The 21398-nt window shown below is 70.7% G+C and carries 17 protein-coding genes; 12 read left to right on the forward strand and 5 right to left on the reverse strand.

Going from position 1 to position 21398, the window contains the following annotated elements:
• Window positions 1-5 precede the first annotated feature (5 nt).
• From ACIBEJ_RS48990 to ACIBEJ_RS49000, 3 genes are read left to right on the forward strand one after another with little or no spacing between them, the layout of a single operon-like run.
• Window positions 6-905 carry a TIM barrel protein gene (locus ACIBEJ_RS48990; protein ID WP_397189905.1) on the forward strand — a complete coding sequence of 300 codons (900 nt, stop codon included), beginning with the start codon at window positions 6-8 and terminating at the stop codon, window positions 903-905.
• The gene (locus tag ACIBEJ_RS48995; protein WP_397189906.1) at window positions 902-1984 is read left to right on the forward strand and encodes a Gfo/Idh/MocA family protein; all 1083 of its coding nucleotides are present in this window, start codon (window positions 902-904) and stop codon (window positions 1982-1984) included. Before ACIBEJ_RS48990 ends, ACIBEJ_RS48995 begins: the two co-directional genes overlap by 4 nt.
• A complete protein-coding gene (locus tag ACIBEJ_RS49000) occupies window positions 1974-4661 on the forward strand; it encodes an alpha-mannosidase (RefSeq protein WP_397189907.1) in 2688 nt (895 codons plus the stop codon). Before ACIBEJ_RS48995 ends, ACIBEJ_RS49000 begins: the two co-directional genes overlap by 11 nt.
• Window positions 4662-4712: 51 nt before the next feature.
• On the opposite strand, the gene ACIBEJ_RS49005 is transcribed toward ACIBEJ_RS49000, so the two are convergent.
• From ACIBEJ_RS49005 to ACIBEJ_RS49015, 3 genes are read right to left on the reverse strand one after another with little or no spacing between them, the layout of a single operon-like run.
• Window positions 4713-4934 (reverse strand): hypothetical protein, encoded by a 222-nt coding sequence (locus ACIBEJ_RS49005; RefSeq protein ID WP_397189908.1) that lies wholly within the window; start codon window positions 4932-4934, stop codon window positions 4713-4715.
• Complete coding sequence (locus ACIBEJ_RS49010) at window positions 4931-5791, reverse strand: hypothetical protein (protein WP_397189909.1); 861 nt, start codon at window positions 5789-5791, stop codon at window positions 4931-4933. The genes ACIBEJ_RS49005 and ACIBEJ_RS49010 overlap by 4 nt, the downstream gene beginning before the upstream one ends.
• Window positions 5792-5846: 55 nt before the next feature.
• Complete coding sequence (locus tag ACIBEJ_RS49015; protein WP_397189910.1) at window positions 5847-6341, reverse strand: Lrp/AsnC family transcriptional regulator; 495 nt, start codon at window positions 6339-6341, stop codon at window positions 5847-5849.
• Window positions 6342-6544: 203 nt separating this feature from the next.
• Here ACIBEJ_RS49015 and ACIBEJ_RS49020 point away from each other — a divergent pair, with 203 nt between their 5' ends.
• The 9 genes from ACIBEJ_RS49020 to ACIBEJ_RS49060 all read left to right on the forward strand — a co-directional run bounded on the left by ACIBEJ_RS49020 (window position 6545) and on the right by ACIBEJ_RS49060 (window position 16881).
• Window positions 6545-7978 (forward strand): gamma-aminobutyraldehyde dehydrogenase, encoded by a 1434-nt coding sequence (locus tag ACIBEJ_RS49020; protein WP_397189911.1) that lies wholly within the window; start codon window positions 6545-6547, stop codon window positions 7976-7978.
• Complete coding sequence (locus ACIBEJ_RS49025) at window positions 7979-9040, forward strand: ABC transporter ATP-binding protein (RefSeq protein WP_397189912.1); 1062 nt, start codon at window positions 7979-7981, stop codon at window positions 9038-9040.
• A 9-nt stretch (window positions 9041-9049) separates the two neighbouring features.
• Window positions 9050-10279 carry a PotD/PotF family extracellular solute-binding protein gene (locus tag ACIBEJ_RS49030; RefSeq protein WP_397189913.1) on the forward strand — a complete coding sequence of 410 codons (1230 nt, stop codon included), beginning with the start codon at window positions 9050-9052 and terminating at the stop codon, window positions 10277-10279.
• A 2-nt stretch (window positions 10280-10281) separates the two neighbouring features.
• Window positions 10282-11139, forward strand: coding sequence for an ABC transporter permease (locus tag ACIBEJ_RS49035; protein ID WP_397189914.1), 858 nt, complete (start codon window positions 10282-10284; stop codon window positions 11137-11139).
• The gene (locus ACIBEJ_RS49040; RefSeq protein ID WP_397189915.1) at window positions 11136-11924 is read left to right on the forward strand and encodes an ABC transporter permease; all 789 of its coding nucleotides are present in this window, start codon (window positions 11136-11138) and stop codon (window positions 11922-11924) included. The genes ACIBEJ_RS49035 and ACIBEJ_RS49040 overlap by 4 nt, the downstream gene beginning before the upstream one ends.
• Window positions 11925-12084: 160 nt before the next feature.
• Window positions 12085-13479, forward strand: coding sequence for an NAD(P)/FAD-dependent oxidoreductase (locus tag ACIBEJ_RS49045; protein ID WP_397189916.1), 1395 nt, complete (start codon window positions 12085-12087; stop codon window positions 13477-13479).
• Window positions 13480-13532: 53 nt separating this feature from the next.
• Complete coding sequence (locus ACIBEJ_RS49050) at window positions 13533-14405, forward strand: alpha/beta hydrolase (RefSeq protein WP_397189917.1); 873 nt, start codon at window positions 13533-13535, stop codon at window positions 14403-14405.
• 193 nt (window positions 14406-14598) lie between these two features.
• On the forward strand, window positions 14599-15432 hold the full coding sequence (locus ACIBEJ_RS49055; protein ID WP_397189918.1) for a serine hydrolase: 834 nt from the start codon (window positions 14599-14601) through the stop codon (window positions 15430-15432).
• A gap of 228 nt (window positions 15433-15660) precedes the next feature.
• The gene (locus tag ACIBEJ_RS49060) at window positions 15661-16881 is read left to right on the forward strand and encodes an MFS transporter (RefSeq protein ID WP_397189919.1); all 1221 of its coding nucleotides are present in this window, start codon (window positions 15661-15663) and stop codon (window positions 16879-16881) included.
• On the opposite strand, the gene ACIBEJ_RS49065 is transcribed toward ACIBEJ_RS49060, so the two are convergent.
• Window positions 16850-18346 carry an MFS transporter gene (locus ACIBEJ_RS49065; protein ID WP_397189920.1) on the reverse strand — a complete coding sequence of 499 codons (1497 nt, stop codon included), beginning with the start codon at window positions 18344-18346 and terminating at the stop codon, window positions 16850-16852. The two genes, ACIBEJ_RS49060 and ACIBEJ_RS49065, sit on opposite strands and share 32 nt — an antisense overlap.
• Before the next feature lie 31 nt (window positions 18347-18377).
• A complete protein-coding gene (locus tag ACIBEJ_RS49070) occupies window positions 18378-21392 on the reverse strand; it encodes a BTAD domain-containing putative transcriptional regulator (protein WP_397189921.1) in 3015 nt (1004 codons plus the stop codon).
• Window positions 21393-21398 lie beyond the last annotated feature (6 nt).

Raw genomic sequence — 21398 nt, forward strand, 5'->3', positions numbered from 1 at the left:
CACTCATGCGCGTGACACGGATCGCCAACGCACCCGTGAGCTTCGGTGTGTTCGAACTGAGCGACGGGCCCGCGCCGCTGAGCGCGGACGAGATGGTCGCGGCGCTGGCCGAGGCCGGCTACCAGGGCATCGACCTGGGGCCGATCGGGTTCCTGGGCGACGGGCCCGAGTTCGCCGCCCGGTTGTCGGCGGCCGGGTTCCTGCTGGCCGGCGGGTGGGCGGATCTGCGCTACGGGGACGCGGAGGGGTTCGCCGCCGGGTTGCCCGCTCTGGACGCCACGCTCGACGTCTTCGACGCGGCCCCGCCGTACGAGGAGGGCTTCGCGCCGCGCCCGACGCTCGGCGAGTCGGGCTCGCCCAGGCGCTTCGCCAGGCCCGGCGGGAACGCGCCAGGACTGGAGGCGGACGAGTGGCCCGGGTACGCCATGCGCGTGCAGGAGGCGGTCGACCGCTGCCGGGCCCGGGGTTACGAGCCGGTCTTCCACCACCACCTCGGCACCAACATCGAGACCCCCGCCGAGGTCGAACGCCTGCTGGAGCTCACCGACGTCCAGCTCTGCCTCGACACCGGGCACCTGCTGCTGGCCGGCGGCGACCCGGTCAGGGCGCTGCGCGACTGGCGCGAGCGGATCGGGCACGTGCACATCAAGGACGGCGATCCCGCCATCCTGTCCGAGGCGCTGGACGACGGCGCGGACCTGCGCGAGATCATGGGCAGGGGCGGGTTCAGCGCGCTGGGCCACGGCGTCCTCGACCTGCCCGGCGTCGTGCGGGCGCTGGAGGAGACCGGCTACCAGGGCTGGATCGTCGTCGAGCAGGACACCCTGCCCGGCCGCCGCCCGATCGCCGACGTCATCGCCGACCAGGCCGCGAACCTGGCGAAGCTGAAGGAACTGGGGCTATGAGCATCAGGCTCGCACTGGTCGGATGCGGGGCGGTCACCCAGGCCGTCTACGTGCCGCTGCTGTCGCGGCGCAGGGAGCTGTTCGAGGTCACGGCGGTCTGCGACCTGTCGCGCACGCTCGCCGGCGCGGTCGGCGACCGGCTCGGCGTGGCCCGCCGCTACACCTCGCTCGCCGACATGCTGGACGCGGGCGGGTTCGACGCCGTCGTCATGCTCGCCTCCGGCTCCCACGGCGAGCCGGTACGGCAGGCCCTCGCCGCCGGTTACGCCGTCCTGTGCGAGAAGCCGCTGGCCCTGACCGAGGCCGAGGTCGCGGCGCTGCCCGAGGGCAGGCTGATGGTCGGCTACATGAAGCAGTACGACCCCGCGGTGCGCAGGGCCGAGGAGATCCTGGCGGAGCTGGGCGGACCGGGCGTGATCCGCTCGGTCGAGGTGACCGTGCTGCACCCGAGCGGGGAGTCGCAGCTCGCCTTCGCCAACCTGACCCAGGCGCGGGACGTGGACGTCGAGCCGCTGCGGGCCGCGGAGAACACGATCCTGGACCGGGCGCTGGGCGTCGAGGCGTCGGCGGAGCTGCGGTCGGTCTACAGCGTGGCACTGGGTTCGATCTGCCATGATCTGTCGTTGCTGCGGAGGTTCACCGGGTCGCCGGTCGCCGTGGACCATGTCGAGACCTGGGGTGGTTTGCCCGGCTCAATCGAGATTTCTGGGCCTTTGCCGGTCGCCGGGCGATATTCCATTCGATGGCATTACCTGGAGGACTATCCGGCCTATCGGGAGACCGTGGCCATCCACCACGACAAGGGCACGCTCGAACTGGCCTTTCCCGCCCCGTACCTGATGAACGCGCCCACCGTCCTGACCGTCGTGTCCGGGGCGGAGAGCCGCAACGAGTACCGGGACGTGACCGAGGCGTTCGAGACCCAGTTGCTCGCCTTCCATGCTTTCGTGACCTCGGGCAAGCCGCCGCTCACCGGCGCCGCCGGGGCGCTTGAGGACATCGTCACCGCCCAGCGGGTGGCGGCTCGCTACGCCGTACAGCATGACCTGGTTCTTGGGGGAGAAGCCCGTGAGCGTTGAGATCGTCCTGGTACCGCACACGCACTGGGACCGGGAGTGGTACGAGCCGTTCCAGCGCTTCCGGCTGCGGCTGGTGGCGCTGCTCGACGAGGTGGTCGAGACCATGGAGCGCGAGCCCGGCTACCACTTCACCCTCGACGGGCAGCTCGCCTGCGTGGACGACTACCTGGAGGTGCGTCCGGAGAACCGTGAGCGGCTGGCGGCGCTGGTGCGTTCCGGGCGGCTGGCCGTGGGGCCATGGCAGATTCTGCTGGACGAGTTCCTGTGCTCGGGCGAGAACATCGTGCGCAACCTGGAGCTCGGGCTCTCCCGCGCCGAGAAGTTCGGCGGGGCGATGGAGGTCGGCTACCTGCCGGACATGTTCGGACACACCGCCCAGATGCCGCAGATCCTGCGCCGGGCCGGGCTGGAGTACGCCTGCGTCTACCGTGGCGTGCCGGCGAAGGTGGTCACCGAGGCCTTCGCCTGGGTCGCGCCGGACGGCAGCGCCGTACGCACGCAGTATCTGCCGGAAGGCGGCTACGGCAACGGCGTGGACCTGATCCACGGCGCCGGCGAGCTGGAGGAGCGCGCGGCGGCCTTCGCCCGGCGGATGCGCCCGTGGCACGGGCCCGAGGGCCCGCTGCTGGCCATGTACGGGACCGACCACTCGGCCCCGGTCGCCGGCCTGCCGGAGCTGGTGGCCGCGATGGGCGCCCGCATGGACACCTTGTCCGGATATATCCAGGCACTCGACCCGTCCGTCGAGGGCCTGCCCCGCGTCGAGGGCGAGCTGCGCTCGCACGCCCGCGCCAACATCCTGCCCGGCGTCATCTCCGTGCGCGCCCACGTCAAGCAGGCCATGGGCCACGCGGAACGCATGGTCGAACGCTACGCGGAACCGCTCGCCGCCCTCTGGGGCGAGGAGTGGCCAGGCCGCTTCCTCGACATGGCCTGGTGGCGGCTCGTGGACGCCAGCGGCCACGACTCCGTCACCGGCTGCGGCGTCGACGAGACCGCCCAGCAGGTCGCCGCCCGCATCGCCGAGGCCGAGCACCTCGGGCAGGCCGTGCGCGACATGGTCACCAGCCGCCTGTCCGCGTCCGTCCCGTCCGACGGCGTGCTCGTCGTCAACCCCACCCCCACGGTACGGCGCGGCGTCGTCCTCACCCAGGTCGCCGGCCAGGACCCGCTGGCCGGGTCGGGCGGCCTCCTGCACACCCAGACCCTCGAGTACGAGCCCACCCTGCTGCTCGACGAGGAGATGGACCCCGAACTGGCCTTCTCCTTCATCCACGGCCCCGAGCTCTACGGCCAGCACATCACCGGCTGGAACGTCGAGGACGGCGTCCTGACCTTCACCGTCGCCCGGACCACCGACCAGGTCTTCGACACCGCCGACATCGCCGCCGCGGCCGAGGGCGTGGCCCGGGTGCGCATCCTGGCCGAGCCCCGCCGTACCGTCGCCGCGATGGTCGAGGTGCCCGCGCTGGGCCACACCAGCCTGCGGCCCGTGGAGTGGAAGCCGGGACTGGCCCCGCTCGTCGGCATCACCCCGGTCCGCGTCGAAGGCCAGGTCATGGACAACGGCCTGCTCCGCGTCGAGGTGGCCGCCGACGGCACCCTCACCCTCGCCGACCGGGACGGCGTGGCCGTCGTCGGCGCCGGCCGCATCGTGGACGGCGGCGACGCGGGCGACACCTACAACTACGCGCCGCCGGTGGGCGACCGCCTGGTGTCGGAGCCGGTCGTGGTCGAGGTGAGCCCGGTGTGGTCGGGGCCGCTGGTGGCCGCCCTGGACGTCCGCCGCACCTACCTGTGGCCCGCCACCGAGCCGGAGCCGATGACCGGCCCGGACTACCCCCGCGTCCCCCAACTGGCCGCCCCCGACCCCGGCCGGGGCGCCGCCACCGTCGAAACCGTGGTCGAGACCCGGGTCGAACTCCGGGCCGGCGAGCCGTTCGTCCGGTTGCGGGTGGAGTTCGACAATCGGGTCAACGACCACCGGGTCCGCCTGCACGTGCCGTTGCCCGAGCCGGCGACCGCGTCGTACGCGGAGGGCCAGTTCACGGTGGTCGCCCGGCCCCTGACCGCCGAGGGCGGCTGCGGCGAAACCCCCTTGCCCACCTACCCGGCCTCCGGCTGGGTGGCCGCCGGAGGCGTCGCGGCCCTGCTGGAACACGTGACCGAGTACGAGGTGGCCGACCAGGAGCTGGCCCTCACCCTGCTGCGCTCGGTCGGCTACCTGTCCCGCAACCGCAACGCCCTCCGCCCGGAACCCGCCGGGCCCCAGATCCCGACTCCCGCCGCCCAGTCCCGTGGCCTGCGTTCGGTCAGCCTGGCGCTGATGCCGTACAGCGGGGGGTGGAGAGAGATCCCCGCGGCGGCCGAAACCTTCCGCCACGACCTGCTGGCCGTGGCCGGCACCGGCGCCGGCGACCTCCCAGAACCCCGGCAGGGCCTGTCGGTAACCGGCGAAGGCGTGGTGATGACCTCACTCCGCGTGCGCGACGCCTGGAAGGAACTCCGCGTGGTCAACTACGCGACGTCGTCCACCACAGCCACGATCGAGGGCACCTTCACCGAAGCCCGCCAAGCCGACCTCCGCGGCCGCCCCGGCACCGCCCTCCCCGTCACCAAGGGCCGCCTCGACCTCCCCCTCACCCCCTGGGAGATAGCCACCATCCAGTTCCGCTGACCAAACAGAACAGCACCGCCCCTGCATGGAGGGGCGGTGCTGCTGGGTGGTTCAGGAGGCGAAGAGCTCGTTGGCGGTAGTGACGAGCCCGGCGCGCTTCACCCAGCGGTCGAGCGTGTCGGCGTCGGAACACGCTTGGATGCGCTCCTGCTGTTGGTCGGTGACTGGGATGCCGCGTGCTTTCAGCACCTTGATCACGACCCTGGCTTCGGTTGCAACGCTGATGCTTCGGGCGTATTCGCCTCGGTACACGTTCGGGCTGAGCGCCATCACGTGAAGAGCTCGTCGGCTGTGGTGACGGAGATGACGCGCTTCACCCAGCGGTCGAGCGTGTCGGCATCGGAACACGCTTGGATGCGCTCCTGCTGTTGGTCGGTGACTGGGATGCCGCGTGCTTGCAGTATCTTGATCACGGCCTTGGCCTCGCCCCTGGCCTCGGCCGCGACGCTGATGCTCTGGGCGTATTCGCCTTGGTACAGATACGACTTGGTCGCCATGAGCCGCTCCATCTCCTTCTGTGCGTCGCCGGTCAGGGCCACGGTCACGTATTCAGCATAGCGAGCCGCCATAGACGGGTCGATGCTGTTCAGGGCAGTGGTGAGGGTGGCCAGGATGGTCTGGATCTCGGGGTCCTGGCCGTGGGTGATGGCCGAGATCGCGGCCAGGCCGATGTTGCCCATCGCGACGGCCACATCGGTGATGACGGGGGTGTTCTCAGGGCCGATCACCAGAGGGGTGAGGATGAGGCCGGGGTGTCCGGTGATGATGGGTTCGGCCGCCCAGCGGGCGATGGTGGTGTTCGGGCATATGACGATCAGGCAGGCGTCGCAGTGGTAGCGGGCGCGCATGTTGGCGATGTAGGCCAGCCATGTCTCGTGCTTGAGCGGGTCGCGTTTGAGCTGGACTTCGGTGACGACCGCGAGCTGGTCGTCGTCGGCGCCGTAGAGGAGGGCGCCGTCCGCCCGGTACTCGGCGGGGACGCATTCCGACAGCGAGCACGTCACCACCTGGCCGCCGTTCCCGGCCGGGATGTGGAGGCGGTCGGTGAAGAGGGCCTCCAGCATGTGAGCCGTGTGCCCGGGGTCGAGGGTGGCGATACCGACCAGGCCCTCGTGGAGGGGGGTAACCATGGAGTAAAGCTACTGTAAGGAATCAGTCGGCTACTCTGTGTGGGTCAAATGTCCCTTACCTGGTACCCCAGGAGTAGGTCTGCTTTCGGAGCTTCAGGTAGACGAAGGACTCGGTGGCGCGGACCGCGGGGATGGCGCGGATCTTGCTGAGGATCTCCAGCAGGTGGGAGTCGCCCTCGCAGACCACCTCGACGATCACGTCGAAGCTGCCCGCCGTCAGCACCACGTAGTCGATCTCGTCGATCGCCGCCAGTTCGTCGGCCACGAGTTCCAGGTCGCCCTCGCAGTTGACGCCGATCATCGCCTGGCGGGGAAAACCGAGGGTCAGCGGGTCGGTGACGGCCACGATCTGCATCACTCCGGCGTCCTGGAGGCGCTGCACGCGCTGGCGGACGGCGGCCTCCGAGAGGCCCACGGCCTTTCCTATCGCCGCGTACGGCATCCGCCCGTCATTTTGCAGTTGCTCGATGATCTGCTTGGACAGATCGTCGAGCACGACCGGCCCGGAAGCGGCGTCGTTGCTTCGGCGTACGCGGGGCGGGGTCGTCATCGCGGGGAATCCTCCTACCAGTCCGGCGTTACGGGCGCATTCCCGCTAGCTTGCCGTCCTGGTGCGACATGTTGTCAGTTCTACCCGTCCTGTCAAGCGAATTCGTAGCAATTCGGTATCCTTTGCTTCGGAATCCCTTGTCTAGATGCGGTTACTCTGTCAGAGTCGCGGCATCTCAGCCACGTTCACCAGGAGGTCACACGTTGACCAGCCGTCTGCAGAACTTCATCAACAATGAGTTCGTGGACGCCAAGAGCGGCCGATTCTCCCATGTCATCGATCCTTGTTCCGGGGAAGCCTATCTGCAGGCTCCGATCTCCGGTCCCGAGGACGTCGATGCCGCCTACGCCGCCGCGGCTGCCGCGTTCGAGTCGTGGGGTCAGACCACGCCGGGAGAGCGGGCCAACCTCCTGCTCAAGGTCGCTGAGGCGATCGAGGCGAGGGCCGATGAGATCAACGAGGCGGAGTGCCTCAACACCGGCAAGCCCCGCGCCCGCATGGCCGAGGACGAGACTCCGGTCGCGGCCGACCACTTCCGGTTCTTCGCCGGTGCGGCCAGGACCCTTGAGGGCCCGACGGCCGGTGAGTTCCTCGCCGAGCACACGAGCGTCATCCGGCACGAGCCGATCGGCGTCATCGGCCAGGTGACGCCCTGGAACTACCCGATGATGATGGCGGTCTGGAAGATCGCCCCGGCGCTGGCCGCCGGCAACACCATCGTGCTCAAGCCGTCGGACACGACGCCCGTCTCCACCGTCAAGCTCGCCGAGATCATCGGCAGCGTCCTGCCGCCCGGCGTCTTCAACGTCGTCACCGGCGACCGCGAGACCGGCGCGCTGGTCGTGGGCCACCCGACCGCCGCCATGGTGGCGATCACCGGCTCGGTCGGCGCGGGCATGGCGGTCGCCAAGACCGCCGCCGAGGACCTGAAGCGGGTTCACCTGGAGCTGGGCGGCAAGGCCCCGGTCGTGGTCTTCGACGACGTCAAGGACCTCAAGGCGGCCGCCGAGTCCATCGCCACCGCCGGCCTCTACAACGCCGGCCAGGACTGCACCGCCGCCTGCCGGGTGCTGGTCCACGAGAGCGTGCACGACGAGTTCGTGGCCGCCCTCACCGAGGCCGCCGCCGGTACGGTCACCGGCGACCTGTCCAACGAGGACGCCCTGTACGGCCCGCTGAACAACGAGAACCAGCTCACCAGGGTCCAGGGCTTCATCGAGCGGGCCCCGTCGCACGCCAAGATCCTGACCGGCGGCCACCGCGTGGGCGAGAAGGGTTACTTCTTCGCCCCGACCATCGTCGACGGCCTCAAGCAGGACGACGAGATGGTGCAGAACGAGGTCTTCGGCCCGGTCATCACCGTCCAGACCTTCGCCGACGAGGCGGACGCGCTGGCCAAGGCCAACGACGTGCGCTACGGCCTGTCGGGTTCGGTGTGGACCTCCGACCACGGCCGCGCGATGCGGATGTCGAACCGCCTCGAGTTCGGCGTGGTCTGGGTCAACACGCACATCCCGTTCGTGAGCGAGATGCCGCACGGCGGCTTCAAGCACTCCGGCTACGGCAAGGACCTTTCGGTCTTCGGTCTTCACGACTACACGCGCGTCAAGCACGTCATGCACTACATCGGAGACTAGATGCACGCGATCCAGCTCGATGACGTCGTCAAGGAGTACCAGTCGCACGGCGAGGTCGTCCAGGCTGTGAAGGGCGTCACGCTGGAGATCGCCGAGGGGGAGTTCTTCTCCCTCCTCGGCCCCTCCGGTTGCGGCAAGACCACGACCATGCGCATGATCGCGGGCTTCGAGGAGCCCTCGAAGGGCGTGGTCAGGCTGCACGGGAAGGACGTCACGAACGTCCCGCCCAACAAGCGCGATGTGAACATGGTCTTCCAGTCCTACGCGCTGTTCCCGCACATGAACGTGTGGGACAACGTGGCCTTCGGGCTCAAGCAGAGGGGTGTCGCCCAGGCCGAGATCCGGCAGCGGGTGAGCGACATGCTGGAGATCGTCGACCTCACCGGCCGCGAGAAGCGCCGCCCGAGGGAGATGTCCGGCGGTCAGCAGCAGCGCGTGGCCCTGGCCAGGGCACTGGTCAACCGCCCGCGCGCGCTCCTGCTCGACGAACCGCTCGGCGCGCTCGACCTGAAGCTGCGCCAGGCCATGCAGATCGAGCTCAAGCGCATCCAGCGCGAGGTCGGCATCACCTTCGTCTACGTCACGCACGACCAGAACGAGGCGCTGACGATGAGCGACCGCATCGCCGTCATGAACGACGGCCTCGTGGAGCAGCTCGCCGGCCCGCGTGAGATCTACGAGCGGCCCGCGACGCAGTTCGTCGCCGGCTTCATCGGAACGTCCAACCTCCTCGCCGGTACGGCTGTCGCCGGGGTCCTGACCATCGGGGGCGGCGGCCGGGTCCTGGTTCCGGGCCAGGAGGGCGACGTGACGGTGACCGTACGCCCGGAGAAGATCACCATCGACACCGCGGAGCCGAACGGCGAGCTCAGCGCGGTGCCCGGCAAGGTCGCCGAGGTCGTCTACCTCGGCACCTACAACAGCTACGCCGTGAGTCTCGCCGACGGGGCCGAGATCACGGTTTTCCAGCAGAACGCACACGACTCGACGACGACGGCCGAGCGGGGGGACTCGGTGTGGTTGTCGTGGCAGCCGCAGCACTCATATGCAATCGGAAGTTGAGGGCCGCTCATGGACCCCGTGAACAAGATCGCCCTGCTGCGTGGGATGACGCAGAACCGCACCAGGCGTGAGGCGCTGAGGCTCGCCGGGCTGTCGGCCACCGGGCTGATGCTGGCCGCCTGCGGTGTGCAGGGCCAGAAGCAGGCGCCGCCCAAGGCGGACGCCGTTCAGGACTACTGGGCCAAGCAGAAGAAGAACGGCAAGGTCATCTTCGCCAACTGGCCCGAGTACATGCCCGAGGACAAGAAGCCGCTGGAGGAGTTCAAGAAGGCGACCGGGATCTCCTACGAGTACAAGGAGGTCATCGACGAGAACGCCTCCTTCTTCGGCAAGGTGGACCCGGTGCTGAGGGCGGGCCAGTCGCTCGGCTACGACATCGTGGTCATGACGAACGGCATCCAGCTCCAGCACATGATCGAGCTGGGTTACGTGGTCCAGCTCGACCAGTCGAAGCTGCCGAACTTCAACGCCAACGCGGGCGCCAAGTACAAGCAGCGCGCCTACGACCCGGGCAACGTCTACACCGTGCCCTACACCTCGGGCATCACGGGGATCGCGTACAACACCAAGTACGTCAAGGACGACATCACCAGCATCAACGCGTTGTTCGATCCCAAGTACAAGGGCCGCGTCGGGATGATGCGCGACGCCCAGGAGATCGGCAACTTCGGCATGTTCGCGCTGGGCATCGACCCGGAGAAGTCGACGCAGGCCGACTGGGAGAAGGCGGGCGCGAAGCTCAAGGAGCAGCGTGACGCCGGGCTGGTGCGCAAGTACTACGACCAGGACTACATCGACGCCGTCTCCAAGGGCGACGTGTGGCTGACCATGGCCTGGTCGGGCGATGTGTTCCAGCGCCAGCTCGCGGGCGAGCCGGTCAAGTTCGTGGTGCCGGGGGAGGGCGGCACGATCTGGACCGACAACATGCTCATCCCGAAGGGCGCGGCCAACCCGGTCGACGCGATCACGCTGATGGACTGGTTCTACCAGCCGCAGATCGCCGCCGAGCTGGAGGAGTTCATCCAGTTCGTCACGCCCGTCCCGGCGGCGCACGACATCCTCAAGGACAAGGCGGCGACGCTGGAGGGCAAGGAGAAGACGGACCTGGAGACGCTCGTCAACAGCCCGCTGATCTTCCCGAGCGAGGCCGACTACGCCAAGCTGCGCGGCTACACCCAGCTCAACACCAAGACCGAGCAGGTGTTCAACCGCATCTTCCAGACCGTCACCCAGGCCTAGCCATGAAAGGCCGGCTTACCCCCTACCTGCTCGCACTGCCGAGCTGGCTGTGGCTAGGGATCTTCCTGGTGGTGCCCCTGGCGGCGATGGCCTCGGTCTCGACGACGACCGGCAACAACATCGACGGCTTCGTCCAGACCTTCGCCTTCTCCAACTACACCGACGCCCTGAGCCGCTACAGCACCCAACTGGCCCGCTCCTTCGCCTACGGGGCCATGGCCACGATCGCCATGCTGGTGATCGGCTACCCGGTGGCGTACTTCATCGCCTTCAAGGGCGGGGCGCGCAAGGCCACCTACCTCTTCCTGCTCCTGCTGCCGTTCTTCGTCTCGTTCGTGCTGCGCACGATCTCGTGGGGCTTCCTGCTGGCCGACGACGGCATCCTGCTCGGCACGCTGAAGGGCTGGGGGCTGCTGCCCTCCGGCTTCCACGTGCTGGCCACGACCTTCTCGGTGGTGGCGGGGCTGACGTACAACTGGCTGCCGTTCATGATCCTGCCGATCTACGTCGCTCTGGAGCGCGTGGATCCGCGCGTGGTCGAGGCGGCCCAGGACCTGTACGCGACCCGCCTGGCCGCCTTCCGCAGGGTGGTGCTGCCGCTGTCGCTGCCCGGCGTGTTCGCCGGGGTGCTGATGACGTTCGTGCCCGCCACGGCCGACCCGGTCAACGCCCAGATCCTCGGCGGCACCTCGAACACGATGATCGGCAACGTCATCCAGACCGAGTACCTGACCAACCTGGCCTATCCGTCGGCCTCGGCGCTGTCGTTCACGCTGATGGCGGTGCTGCTGGTCGGCATCTTCGTCTACGCGAAGGCGCTGGGCACGGAGAACGTCCTGGAAGCGGCGGCCAACCGATGACCAGGAACCGTCTGGGCGACCGCCTGCTGCACGTCTACACCTGGCTGATCATCCTGTGGCTGTCCGCGCCGATCGCCGTGATGATCCTGTTCGGGTTCAACGACAAGAAGAGCAAGTCCAACACCAGTTGGCAGGGCTTCACGCTGCGCTGGTACCAGGAGCTCTTCTCGATCTCCGACCTGTCCACCGCGCTGATCAACTCGCTGGTGATCGCGGTCGTCAGCACCCTGCTGACGGCGGTCATCGGCACGATGCTGGGCCTCGCGCTCGGCCGCTTCCGCTTCCGCGGCAAGGGCATCACGAACTTCCTGGTCTTCGTCGCGATCTCGACGCCCGAGCTGGTCATGGGCTCGTCGTTGCTGTCGCTGTTCGTCACCGCGAACATGCCGCGCGACTCGATCACGATCATCATCGCGCACGTGCTGTTCTCGCTGTCGTTCGTGACGGTGACGGTGCGGGCCAGGGTGGTCACGCTCGACCCGTCGCTGGAGGAGGCGGCCAGGGACCTCGGCGCCTCGCCGTGGGGCACCTTCCGCCAGGTGACGCTTCCGGCGATCATGCCGGGAGTGGCGGCGGGGGCGATGCTGGCCTTCGCGCTGTCGGTGGACGACTACGTGGTGACCAGTTTCGTCAACGGCTCGACGATCACGTTCCCGCTGTGGATCGTCGGGTCGGTGAAGACCGGCATTCCGCCGCAGGTTAACGTCATGGGTACGCTGATCTTCGGTGTCGGTGTGCTGATCGCCGTGGCCAACGCGGTGGCCGCGCGGCGGCGCCGTACCTGAAAAACCAGACTTCCCCCCGCCGGTCGGCGGGGGGTTTGGCATACGACGACAAAGAACAGGGAGGCGAGATCGGATTTCGGCGGGGGGAACCCGTGCGGCATCACTCATAAGATCCCGCAATTTTCGTATTTCACACTAACTTCGTAGGGAAGTGGGATTTGTGGATCCGCTGAAGGCGCTTGCTGATGCGGAGCGCAAGCCGTACTGGCTGGACAGTCCGGCCAGACCTGAGCCGCAACCGCGGCTCTTCGGACAGACGACCGCCGACCTCGTCGTCGTCGGCGGTGGCTTCTCGGGGCTGTGGACCGCCCTGATGGCCAAGGAACGCGACCCCTCCCAGGACGTCGTCCTGCTGGAAGGCCGCAGGATCGGCTGGGCGGCCACCGGCCGCAACGGCGGGTTCTGCATGGCGACGCTCACCCACGGGCTGGCCAACGGGCTGGAGCGCTGGCCCGAGGACATCGAACGCCTGGAGAAGATGGGCGTGGAGAACCTCGACGAGATCGAGGCCACCCTGCGCCGCCACGACATCGACTGCTCCTTCGAGCGCACCGGCGAACTGCACGTGGCCACCGAGCCGTGGCAGCTCGACGACCTCAACGAGCACCTGGACCTGATCTCCGACCTCGGGCTCGACTACGTGCCCCTGGACCAGGGGCAGGTGCGGGCCGAGGTCGACTCGCCCACCTACCTGGGCGGGCTGTGGGAACGCAGCGGCTGCGCCATGCTCGACCCGGCCAAGCTCGCCTTCGGGCTGCGCGCGGCCTGCCTCAAGCTCGGCGTCCGGATCTACGAGCGCACGCCGGTCCGCGCGCTCGACGACGACGGCGTCACGATCACGCTGCGCACGCCGCACGGCAGCGCCACCGCGCCCAAGGTCGCGCTCGGCACCGGCGTCTTCCCGCCGCTGCTGCGCCGGCTCAAGCACTTCGTGGTGCCCGTCTACGACTACGCGCTCATGACCGAGCCCATGTCGCCGGGCCAGCTCGCTTCGGTGGGCTGGGAGAACCGGCAGGGCGTCGGCGACTCGGCCAACCAGTTCCACTACTACCGGCTGAGCGACGACAACCGCATCCTGTGGGGCGGCTACGACGCCGTCTACTACAACGGCGGCCACCTCAAGCCCGAGTACGACCAGCGCGACGAGACCTTCGTCAAGCTGGCCGGGCACTTCTACGACACCTTCCCGCAGTTGTCCGGCCTGCGCTTCACCCACCGGTGGGGCGGCGTCATCGACACCTGCAGCCGCTTCTCCGCCTTCTTCGGCCAGGCCCACGGCGGCCGGCTGGCCTATGCAGTCGGCTACACGGGCATGGGCGTGGGCGCCACCCGCTTCGGCGCGAACGTCATGCTCGACCTGCTGTCGGGCGAGCGCACCGAGCGGACGGAGCTGCGGATGGTCAAGGAGAAGCCGGTGCCGTTCCCGCCGGAGCCGGTCCGGTCGGGGGTGATCCAGTTCACCCGGTGGTCGATCGCCCGTGCCGACCTCCACCAGGGCAGGCGCAACCTGTGGCTGCGCACGCTCGACAGGATGGGGCTGGGCTTCGACTCCTGAGGTCGCGCGCGCGGCCGTGGACACCCGGCGCCACGGCCGCCCAGACTTGGGGCATGAGAGTGGAGTTCTCCGCCGACGGGATCGTGCTGGCCGGTGACCTGCGGGTCCCCCCAGGCTCAGAGGTACGGCCGGCCGTCGTGCTGACCGGCCCCTTCACCGGCGTGCGTGAGCAGGTGACCGGGCTGTACGCCGAGCGGCTGGCCGCCGAGGGGTTCGTGACCCTGGCCTTCGACCACCGATGCTGGGGCGAGTCGGGCGGCGAGCCCCGGCGGCACGAGGACGTGCAGGGCAAGCTGCACGACCTGCGGGCCGCGGTGTCGTTGCTGCGCTCGCGGCCGGAGGTGGACGCGGAGCGGATCGCCGCCGTGGGGATCTGCCTGGGCGCCGGATATGCCATGAAATTTGCTGCCTTTGACCCACGGGTGAAGGTGTTCGCCGGGGTTGCGGGGGCGTACAACAACCCGTACGCGATGCGCACCGGGATGGACTACCAAGGGGCGCTGGGCGGCTTCACCGAGGTCCTGGAGCGCCAGGATCTCGGCGGCGCGGTCGAGTACCTGCCCGCCGCCTCCGCCGACGGGGAGGCGGCGATGCCCGGCGACGAGCCGTACGCCTACTACGGGACCTCCCGTGGAGAGGCGGCGAGCTGGAAGAACGAGGTGACCAGGGCCAGCATCCGCGAACTGATCACCATGGACAACATGATGGGCGCCGACTTCCTGTCCCCGAAACCGGCGCTGATCGTGCACGGCGTGATCGACCGGTTCTGCTCGCCGGAGGGGGCCGAGGAGGCGTACCGGCGGCTCGACGAGCCCAAGAAGCTGGTCTGGCTGGATGCCAAGGAGCATGTCGACCTGTACGACCGCGAGCCGTACGTGGGCCAGGCTGTGGCGGAGGTGGCCGCGTTCCTCCGTGAGCACCTCTAGGCACCCTTACCCGGAAAACCGGGCGTGTTACCTGTTGAGGTGCTGGGCAGAGATCATCCTGTAATGGGAAGATCGCCACCCCCGGGGCGAGACCGGCTCCGGGGGGATGGGCATGCGTGCTGGGTGGCGATCGGTTCTCGTCGGTGGCGTTCTCGTGGGCGTGAGTGGGTGTGGTGGTGGAGACGCGCCGCCGATGGTGCAGCCGCATGTCCACGTGGCGAACCCCGCCTGTGTCCTGAAATATCCGGACCGGGTGGGTGGGGTGGCGGCGCGTACCCGGCTCCAGCGCGACCTCGACCGATACGTGACCCGCCAGCCGGGGCGCATCGTCTACAGCGCGCACGAGCTGGTCAGCGGGCTGCGCCTGGCCTACCGCGAGCACGAGAGCGGCATGATCACCGCCAGCGGCAGCAAGGTGGACATCCTGACCGCGCTGATGCTGCGCAGGGGCCGGCTCAGCTCCGCGGAGAGCGATCTGGCCGCCCGCATGATCCGGGAGAGCGACAACCACGCCGCCGACGCGTTGTGGTGGCGGGTCGGCGCCGGGTACGGCATGGGCCGCTTCTACCAGCGCATGGGACTGCGCGAGACCACCCCAGGCCCGAGCCGGTACTGGGGCGGCACCAACACCAGCCCCGCCGACCGGATCCGGCTGCTGCGGCTGCTGGTCCAGGGCGGCGGCGGGCTGTCGGCCGCCCATCGCGCGCACATCCTCGGCCTGATGAGCCGCGTCCAGCCCGACCAGGCGTGGGGGGTCAGCGCCGCCGCACGGCCGGGGGACCGGGTGGCCCTGAAGAACGGCTGGACCCCGCGCCCCTTCGTGCACAACACCTGGGCGGTCACCAGCTACGGCCGGATTCACGGGCCGGGACGCGACCTGCTGCTGGCCGTGCAGACGGACCTGCAGCCGGGCGAGGGACGCGGCATCCAGGCCATCGAGGGCCTCGCCCGGCTGATCGGCCGGCGCCTCGACACCCTCTCGCCCCGCCTCACCCGCACCTGCCCCGCCGTCCCCGCCATCACGTGACCCCGCCCCGCCCTTCCGGCAACAGACCGCCCGCCCTTTCGGCGACAGAGCATCACGTGACCCCTCCCACATGCCCGTTCATATGGCAATAAAGGGGGATCATCCGGCGTTGTAGCGACTGTTAGACCGCTCGGCGGCCGACACCCTTCGCGTCGGTATCACCCCGGTCGAAGCCCACCACGACGGTGCGCTCCCGGGAGGCTCCGTCATGACCTGGACGGAGACCAGATGAGGTCCTACCTGAACGTGCTGGCCACGCCCGGCGCCTGGCGGTTCCTGGCGCCCGCGCTGGTGGCCCGCCTGCCGTACGCGATGTTGCAGATGGGTGTGCTGCTGCTCGTGCAGTGGTCCACCGGCTCCTACGGGGCGGCCGGGATCGCCGCCGCGGCCGCCGCCGTCTCGCAGGCGCTGGTCGGGCCGCAGACCGGCCGCCTCGCCGACCGCCACGGCCAGCGCAGGGTGCTGCTGCCGCAGATCGCGATCCACGGCCTGGCCCTCGGGACCCTGCTCGCGCTGGCGGCGGCCCAGGCGGCGGTGCCGTTCCTGGTGCTCACCGCGGCCCTGGCCGGAGCGTCGGTGCCGCAGGTCGGCGCCATGGTCAGGGCGCGCTGGGCGCACCGGCTGGCCGGCTCGGGCAAGCTGAACACCGCCTTCGCCGTGGAGTCGATCACCGACGAGCTGACGTTCACGCTCGCTCCGGTGCTGCTGGTGGGGCTGTCCACGGGGTTCTCACCGGTCGTGGCGCTGGCGGGCGCGCTGGTGCTGATCGTGGCGGGGACGCTGGTGTTCGCGAGCGTGCGCACCGCGCTGCCGCAACCGTCGCCGGCCAGGACCCGCACCGGCGGCGGCGTGCTGCGGCTGCGCGGCGTCGGGCCGCTGGCGGCGGCCTTCCTCGCCATGGGATCGGTGTTCGGCTCGCTGCAGGTCGGCATCACCTCGCTGACGGCCGCGCTGGGCGAGCCCGCGCTGGCCGGACCGATCTACGGCACGTTCTCCGCCGCGAGCGTGGCCGGCGGCCTGCTCTACGGCGCCGTCCGCTGGAACCTCGCCGCCCGCACCCGGCTGCTGGCCGGCCTCGCGCTGCTGGCCGTCGCGACCACCTCGCTGACGTTCGCGGGCTCCATCCCCATGACGTACGGCGCCGCCGCCCTCGCCGGCCTGGTGATCGCCCCCGTGGTGATCACCGGCTACACGATCATCGAGGACCTGGTCCCGGCCGACGTCCGGACCGAGTCGTTCACCTGGCTCAACGGCGCCATCGGCCTCGGCATCGCGACCGGCGCCTCGGTGGCCGGCCAGCTCGTCGACCGGGCCGGACCCTCCCTCGCCTTCGTGGTCCCGCCGGTGATGACCGGCCTCGCCGCCCTCCTGCTCCTGGTACGGCTGCGCAGCCTGCGCCCCCTCCCGGAGCCCGCGCTCACCGGTGGGCAGGTTCTTCAACGTCGGTGATGACCTTGGGCACCCCGCGCAGCCCGGCCAGCGCGAGCCCGGCGACGATCACCAGGATGACCGCGGTGACCACGGAGGTCGTCTGCATCCCGGCCACGAACGCCCGCTCGGCCGCGCCGATCAGCTCGCCGGCCCGCTCGGCGGGCAGCGTGGCGGCCAGGTTGATCGCGTCGGTGATCGACTCGCGGGCGGCCGGGTCCTGGCCTGCCATGTTGGCGCGGTAGGTGCCGGTCAGGACCGTGCCGAGGACGGCGATGCCGAGCGCGCCGCCGAGCTCGAAGGCGGTCTCCGAGATGGCCGCCGCGGCCCCGGCGCGCCGCTTGGGCGCGGTGGCCAGCACGTTGTCGTTGTTCACGGTGAACGTCAGCCCGATCCCGATGCCGCCGATGACCATGGGCACGAGCAGGTAGAGATAGTTCAGCTCGGTGCCGAGCGTGGCGTACCAGGCGAAGGCCACGGCGTTCAGCGCGAGCCCGAGCGCGACCACCCCGCCGCGCCCCATGACCCGGATGAGCGGCGCGGCCAGCATGCCGCCGACGGCGCCGGACAGGCCGCCGGGCAGTCCGGCCAGGCCCGCCTGGAGCGGCGACCAGCCGATGACGAGCTGCAGGTACCAGGCGAACATCAGCGACATCGCCATCATCGTGAAGATGGCCAGCAGGTTCGTGCCGATCGAGGCGCTGAAGGCGCGCTTGGTGAACAGCCGCACGTCGATGAGCGGGGAGGCGAGGCGCGTCTGCCGCAGCGCGAACACCACCAGCGCCGCGATCCCGAGCACGCCTGCCGCGAGCACGTCGGGGGCGCCGAGACCCCGGTCCGCGACCTCCTTGACCGCGTAGATGACGGTGACCACGCCGGCGAAGGACAGCACGACGCTCAGCGCGTCGATCCGGCCCGCGTCCGGGTTGCGGGACTCCGGCAGCACGAGGTAGCCGCCGACCAGCACCACGGCCATGATCGGCAGGTTGATCAGGAAGACCGATCCCCACCAGAAGTGGTCGAGCAGGACGCCGCCCACGACCGGGCCGATCGCGAACCCGGCCGCGCTCATCGAGCTCCAGATGCCGATCGCGGTGGTGCGCTCGCCGGGCTCGGTGAAGACGTTGCGGATGATCGAGAGGGTGGAGGGCATGATCGTGGCCGCCGCGACGCCGAGCAGGGCCCTGGCGGCGATGAGCAACTCGGCGCTGGGGGCGTAGGCGGTGACGACGGAGGCGGCGCTGAAGGCCACGGCGCCGATGAGGAGCAGGCGTTTGCGGCCGATCCGGTCGCCGACGTTGCCCATGGTGATGAGCAGGCCGGCGAGCGCGAAGCCGTACATGTCGCCGATCCACAGCAACTGCGTCGAGGTGGCGCCGAGGTCGGCGACCAGCCTCGGCAGCGCGAGGTGCAGAACGGTCAGGTCGAGGGAGAGAAGGAGTGTGGCCAGGCAGGCGATCGCCAGGCAGGCCCATTTGGTCCGCATGGCGCCCACGGTGGGCGGCGGCGCTGACCGGTCACTGACCGGTGGCTGACCGTCCGCGCGTCAGCTCGACGGCCTCGCGTGGCGTGAGCGTGCGCAGCAGTTTCGCGGTCTCCTCCTCGCCGCGCCGCTCGGCGGTCCGGGCCAGCCCGTCGATGGCCGCCGGCGACAACTGCTTGAACGTGCGCTGCGCCTCGCCGAGCGCGGCGGCGAAGCGCTCCCAGGCGGTGCCGGTGTCGCCCTCGGCCAGGTCGAGGTGGCCGAGCGCGATGAGGATGCGGGCGCGGGTGTCCACGACGGCGTACCAGTCGGAGGGGCACTCGGAGAGTGCCTGGTCGAGGTAGGCGCGGGCCTGCTCGGGCCGGCCGCGCAGCGCGCTCACCTCGCCGAGCCCGAGATGCGCCCACGCGAGGGTGTCCGGCGCGCCGATCCTGCGGGCCTGCTCGGCGGCGCGCACGTAGCCCGCCTGCGCCGCGTCCAGATCGCCGAGCCGCAGGACGCTGTCGGTGCGCCGGCACAGGTTCTCCGCGGCGTCGGCGTCGGCGCCCAGCTCCCGTGACAACGCCATCGCCTGGTCGGCCAGCGCCATCGCGCCCGCGTAGTCGCGTCGCTCGAAGCGCACGTCCTGGAGCCCGGCCAGCGCCAGCATGCACCCCCACCGCTCGCCGATGGCCGCGAAGTCGGCCAGCGCCGTCTCGAACCGCTCCGCGGCCTCGTCGAGCTGGTCGTAGGCGTGGTGGACGAAGGCGACGCCCAGCGACGTCAGCGCCCGCGTCCACGGCGAGAGTCGCAGGTACGGCGGCGGCGCCACGTCGGCCGGCCGGTAGCCCTCCGGCGGCCCGGTGAACAGCGGCATCAGCATGGTCAGGAACTCCACCCGGAACGGCAGGCGGTAGTCGCCCATCCGGGCCACGAGGCGTTCGCGGCGGCCGGCCAGGTCCGCGGTCGAGCCGCCGTCGGCCGAGGCGCTCAGCACGCAGGCCGCGTACTCCTCCTCCAGCCCCTCGGGCGGCGTCTCGCCCAGCTTGCCCAGCACCAGGCGGGCGAGCTGGGCGCTGATCACCCGGTGCCCGCGCATCCACCAGTAGCAGGCCATCAGGGAGACCAGCCGCAGCGCCGTCGCGATCTCGCCCGCCTCCGCCGCCCAGCGGATCGCCGCGTGCAGGTCGTCGCTCTCCTCGTCCAGGCGGGCCAGCCAGGGCAACTGGTCGCGGGTGCGCAGCCGGGCGTCGGCCTCGCCGGCCAGCTCCAGGCAGTAGGCGGCGTGCGCGGCGAAGGTGGCCTCCACCTCGCCCGCCTCCTCCAGCCGCTCGGCCCCGTAGGCGCGGATCGTCTCCAGCATGCGGAACCGGCCGCCGGCCAGCTCGACCAGCGACTTCTCCGCCAGCGAGGTCAGCACGTCCTCCGGGTGCGGCCCGTCGCCGTAGACCCGCTCGGCCGCCTCGACCCTGCCGCCGCCGACGAACACCGTCAGCCTGCGGGCCAGCCGCTGCTCGTCGGCGTCGAGCAGGTCCCAGCTCCAGTCGACGACCGCGCGCAGCGTCTGGTGCCTGGGCAACGCCGTACGGCTGCCGCGGGTCAGCAGCCGGAAGCGGTCGCCGAGCCGTTCCGCCACGTCGGCCAGCGTCAGCGTGCGCAGCCTGGCCGCGGCCAGCTCGATGGCCAGCGGCAGCCCGTCCAGCGCCCGGCAGATGCCCACGATCAGGTCGAGGTCCGCGCCGCCCGCGGTGAAGTCGTGCCGCACGGCCGCCGCCCGGTCGGCGAACAGCCGTACCGCCGGGTAGTCCAGCGCGTCCCGCGCCCCGGGCGGCGGCAGGCGCAGCGGCGGCACCGGCACGAGCGACTCGCCGGTGATCCCGAGCGCCTCCCGGCTCGTGGCCAGCACCCGCAGGGCCGGGCAGGCGGCCAGCAGGTCGTCGGCCAGCTCCGCCGCGGCGGCCACCAGGTGCTCACAGTTGTCCAGGACGAGCAGCAGCTTCCTGTCGGCCAGCGCGGCGACCAGCCGTTCGCGGGGCGCGGGCGCCGGACGTCCGGGCCCCGCCACCGCCGCGTCCCTGATGCCCAGGGCCGCCAGCACCGCGCGCACCAGGTCGGAGGCGTCGGTCACCGGCGCCAGCTCCACGAAGCAGACGTCGCCGGGAGCGCGCTCGGCCGCCTCGGTGGCCAGCCGGGTCTTGCCCGCGCCGCCCGGCCCGATCAGCGTCACCAGCCGCGCCGACTCCAGCAGGGCGCCCAGCCGGTCCAGGTCGGCGGCCCTGCCGACGAAGCTCGTGAGCGGGGCGCGCAGGCCGAGCCTGGTCACGCCCTCGTTCGCGCCGCCCAGGGCGGGGTCGGCGCGCAGCACCGCCAGGTGCGCGGCGGCCATCTCGGCGCCCGGCTCCACGCCGAGCTCCTCGTCGAGGATGCGCCGGCCCTCCTCGTAGGCGGCCAGCGCCTCGGCCTGGCGGCCGCTGCCGTAGAGGGCGCGCATGAGCTGGGCGCGCAGCCGTTCGCGCAGCGGGTGGGCGGCGATGAGCTGGCGCAGCTCGGCGACCAGGTCGCGGTGGCGGCCGAGCGCCAGGTCGGCCTGAACCCTGTCCTCCACGGCCGCCAGCCGCAGCTCCTCCAGCCGGGTGGCGGCGGCCCCGGCCAGCGGGGCGTCGCTCAGCGGTGTGCCGCGCCACAGGTCAAGGGCCTCGCGCAGCAGGACGGCGGCGCCCCGGGCGTCCCCGGCCCCGAGCGCCCGCCTGCCGTCGGCGGCCAGCCTCTCGAAGCGGTGCGCGTCCACCTGCGAGGGGTCGGCCGCCAGGCGGTACCCGGCCGGATGGAACTCCACCACGTCCTTGCCCAGCGCCCTGCGCAGCCGTGACACCTGTGACTGCAGGGCGTTGGAGACGCCTTCCGGCGGGCTGGCGCCGTACAGGTCGTCGACGAGCTGCTCGGCGGGGACGATGCGCCCGGCCTGCAGCGCGAGGAGGACGAGCAGCGCCCGCACCCGAGGGCCGCCGAGCGCGACCTCCCGCCCGTCCTCGGCCTGGACCTTGGCCGGCCCAAGGATCTCGAAGCGCATGCCTCG

The sequence above is a fragment of the Nonomuraea sp. NPDC050790 genome (assembly GCF_044456745.1).
Lineage (GTDB): Bacteria > Actinomycetota > Actinomycetes > Streptosporangiales > Streptosporangiaceae > Nonomuraea.

Excerpts from the sequence above, each read along its gene's own strand:
- ACIBEJ_RS48995 (WP_397189906.1), top strand. The coding sequence starts at position 902 with ATGAGCATCAGGCTCGCACTGGTCGGATGCGGGGCGGTCACCCAGGCC.
- ACIBEJ_RS49070 (WP_397189921.1), bottom strand. The coding sequence starts at position 21,392 with ATGCGCTTCGAGATCCTTGGGCCGGCCAAGGTCCAGGCCGAGGACGGG.
- ACIBEJ_RS49015 (WP_397189910.1), bottom strand. The coding sequence starts at position 6,341 with ATGACGACCCCGCCCCGCGTACGCCGAAGCAACGACGCCGCTTCCGGG.
- ACIBEJ_RS49030 (WP_397189913.1), top strand. The coding sequence starts at position 9,050 with ATGGACCCCGTGAACAAGATCGCCCTGCTGCGTGGGATGACGCAGAAC.
- ACIBEJ_RS49010 (WP_397189909.1), bottom strand. The coding sequence starts at position 5,791 with ATGGTTACCCCCCTCCACGAGGGCCTGGTCGGTATCGCCACCCTCGAC.
- ACIBEJ_RS49055 (WP_397189918.1), top strand. The coding sequence starts at position 14,599 with ATGGTGCAGCCGCATGTCCACGTGGCGAACCCCGCCTGTGTCCTGAAA.
- ACIBEJ_RS49050 (WP_397189917.1), top strand. The coding sequence starts at position 13,533 with ATGAGAGTGGAGTTCTCCGCCGACGGGATCGTGCTGGCCGGTGACCTG.
- ACIBEJ_RS49040 (WP_397189915.1), top strand. The coding sequence starts at position 11,136 with ATGACCAGGAACCGTCTGGGCGACCGCCTGCTGCACGTCTACACCTGG.
- ACIBEJ_RS49060 (WP_397189919.1), top strand. The coding sequence starts at position 15,661 with ATGAGGTCCTACCTGAACGTGCTGGCCACGCCCGGCGCCTGGCGGTTC.
- ACIBEJ_RS49035 (WP_397189914.1), top strand. The coding sequence starts at position 10,282 with ATGAAAGGCCGGCTTACCCCCTACCTGCTCGCACTGCCGAGCTGGCTG.
- ACIBEJ_RS48990 (WP_397189905.1), top strand. The coding sequence starts at position 6 with ATGCGCGTGACACGGATCGCCAACGCACCCGTGAGCTTCGGTGTGTTC.
- ACIBEJ_RS49065 (WP_397189920.1), bottom strand. The coding sequence starts at position 18,346 with ATGCGGACCAAATGGGCCTGCCTGGCGATCGCCTGCCTGGCCACACTC.
- ACIBEJ_RS49025 (WP_397189912.1), top strand. The coding sequence starts at position 7,979 with ATGCACGCGATCCAGCTCGATGACGTCGTCAAGGAGTACCAGTCGCAC.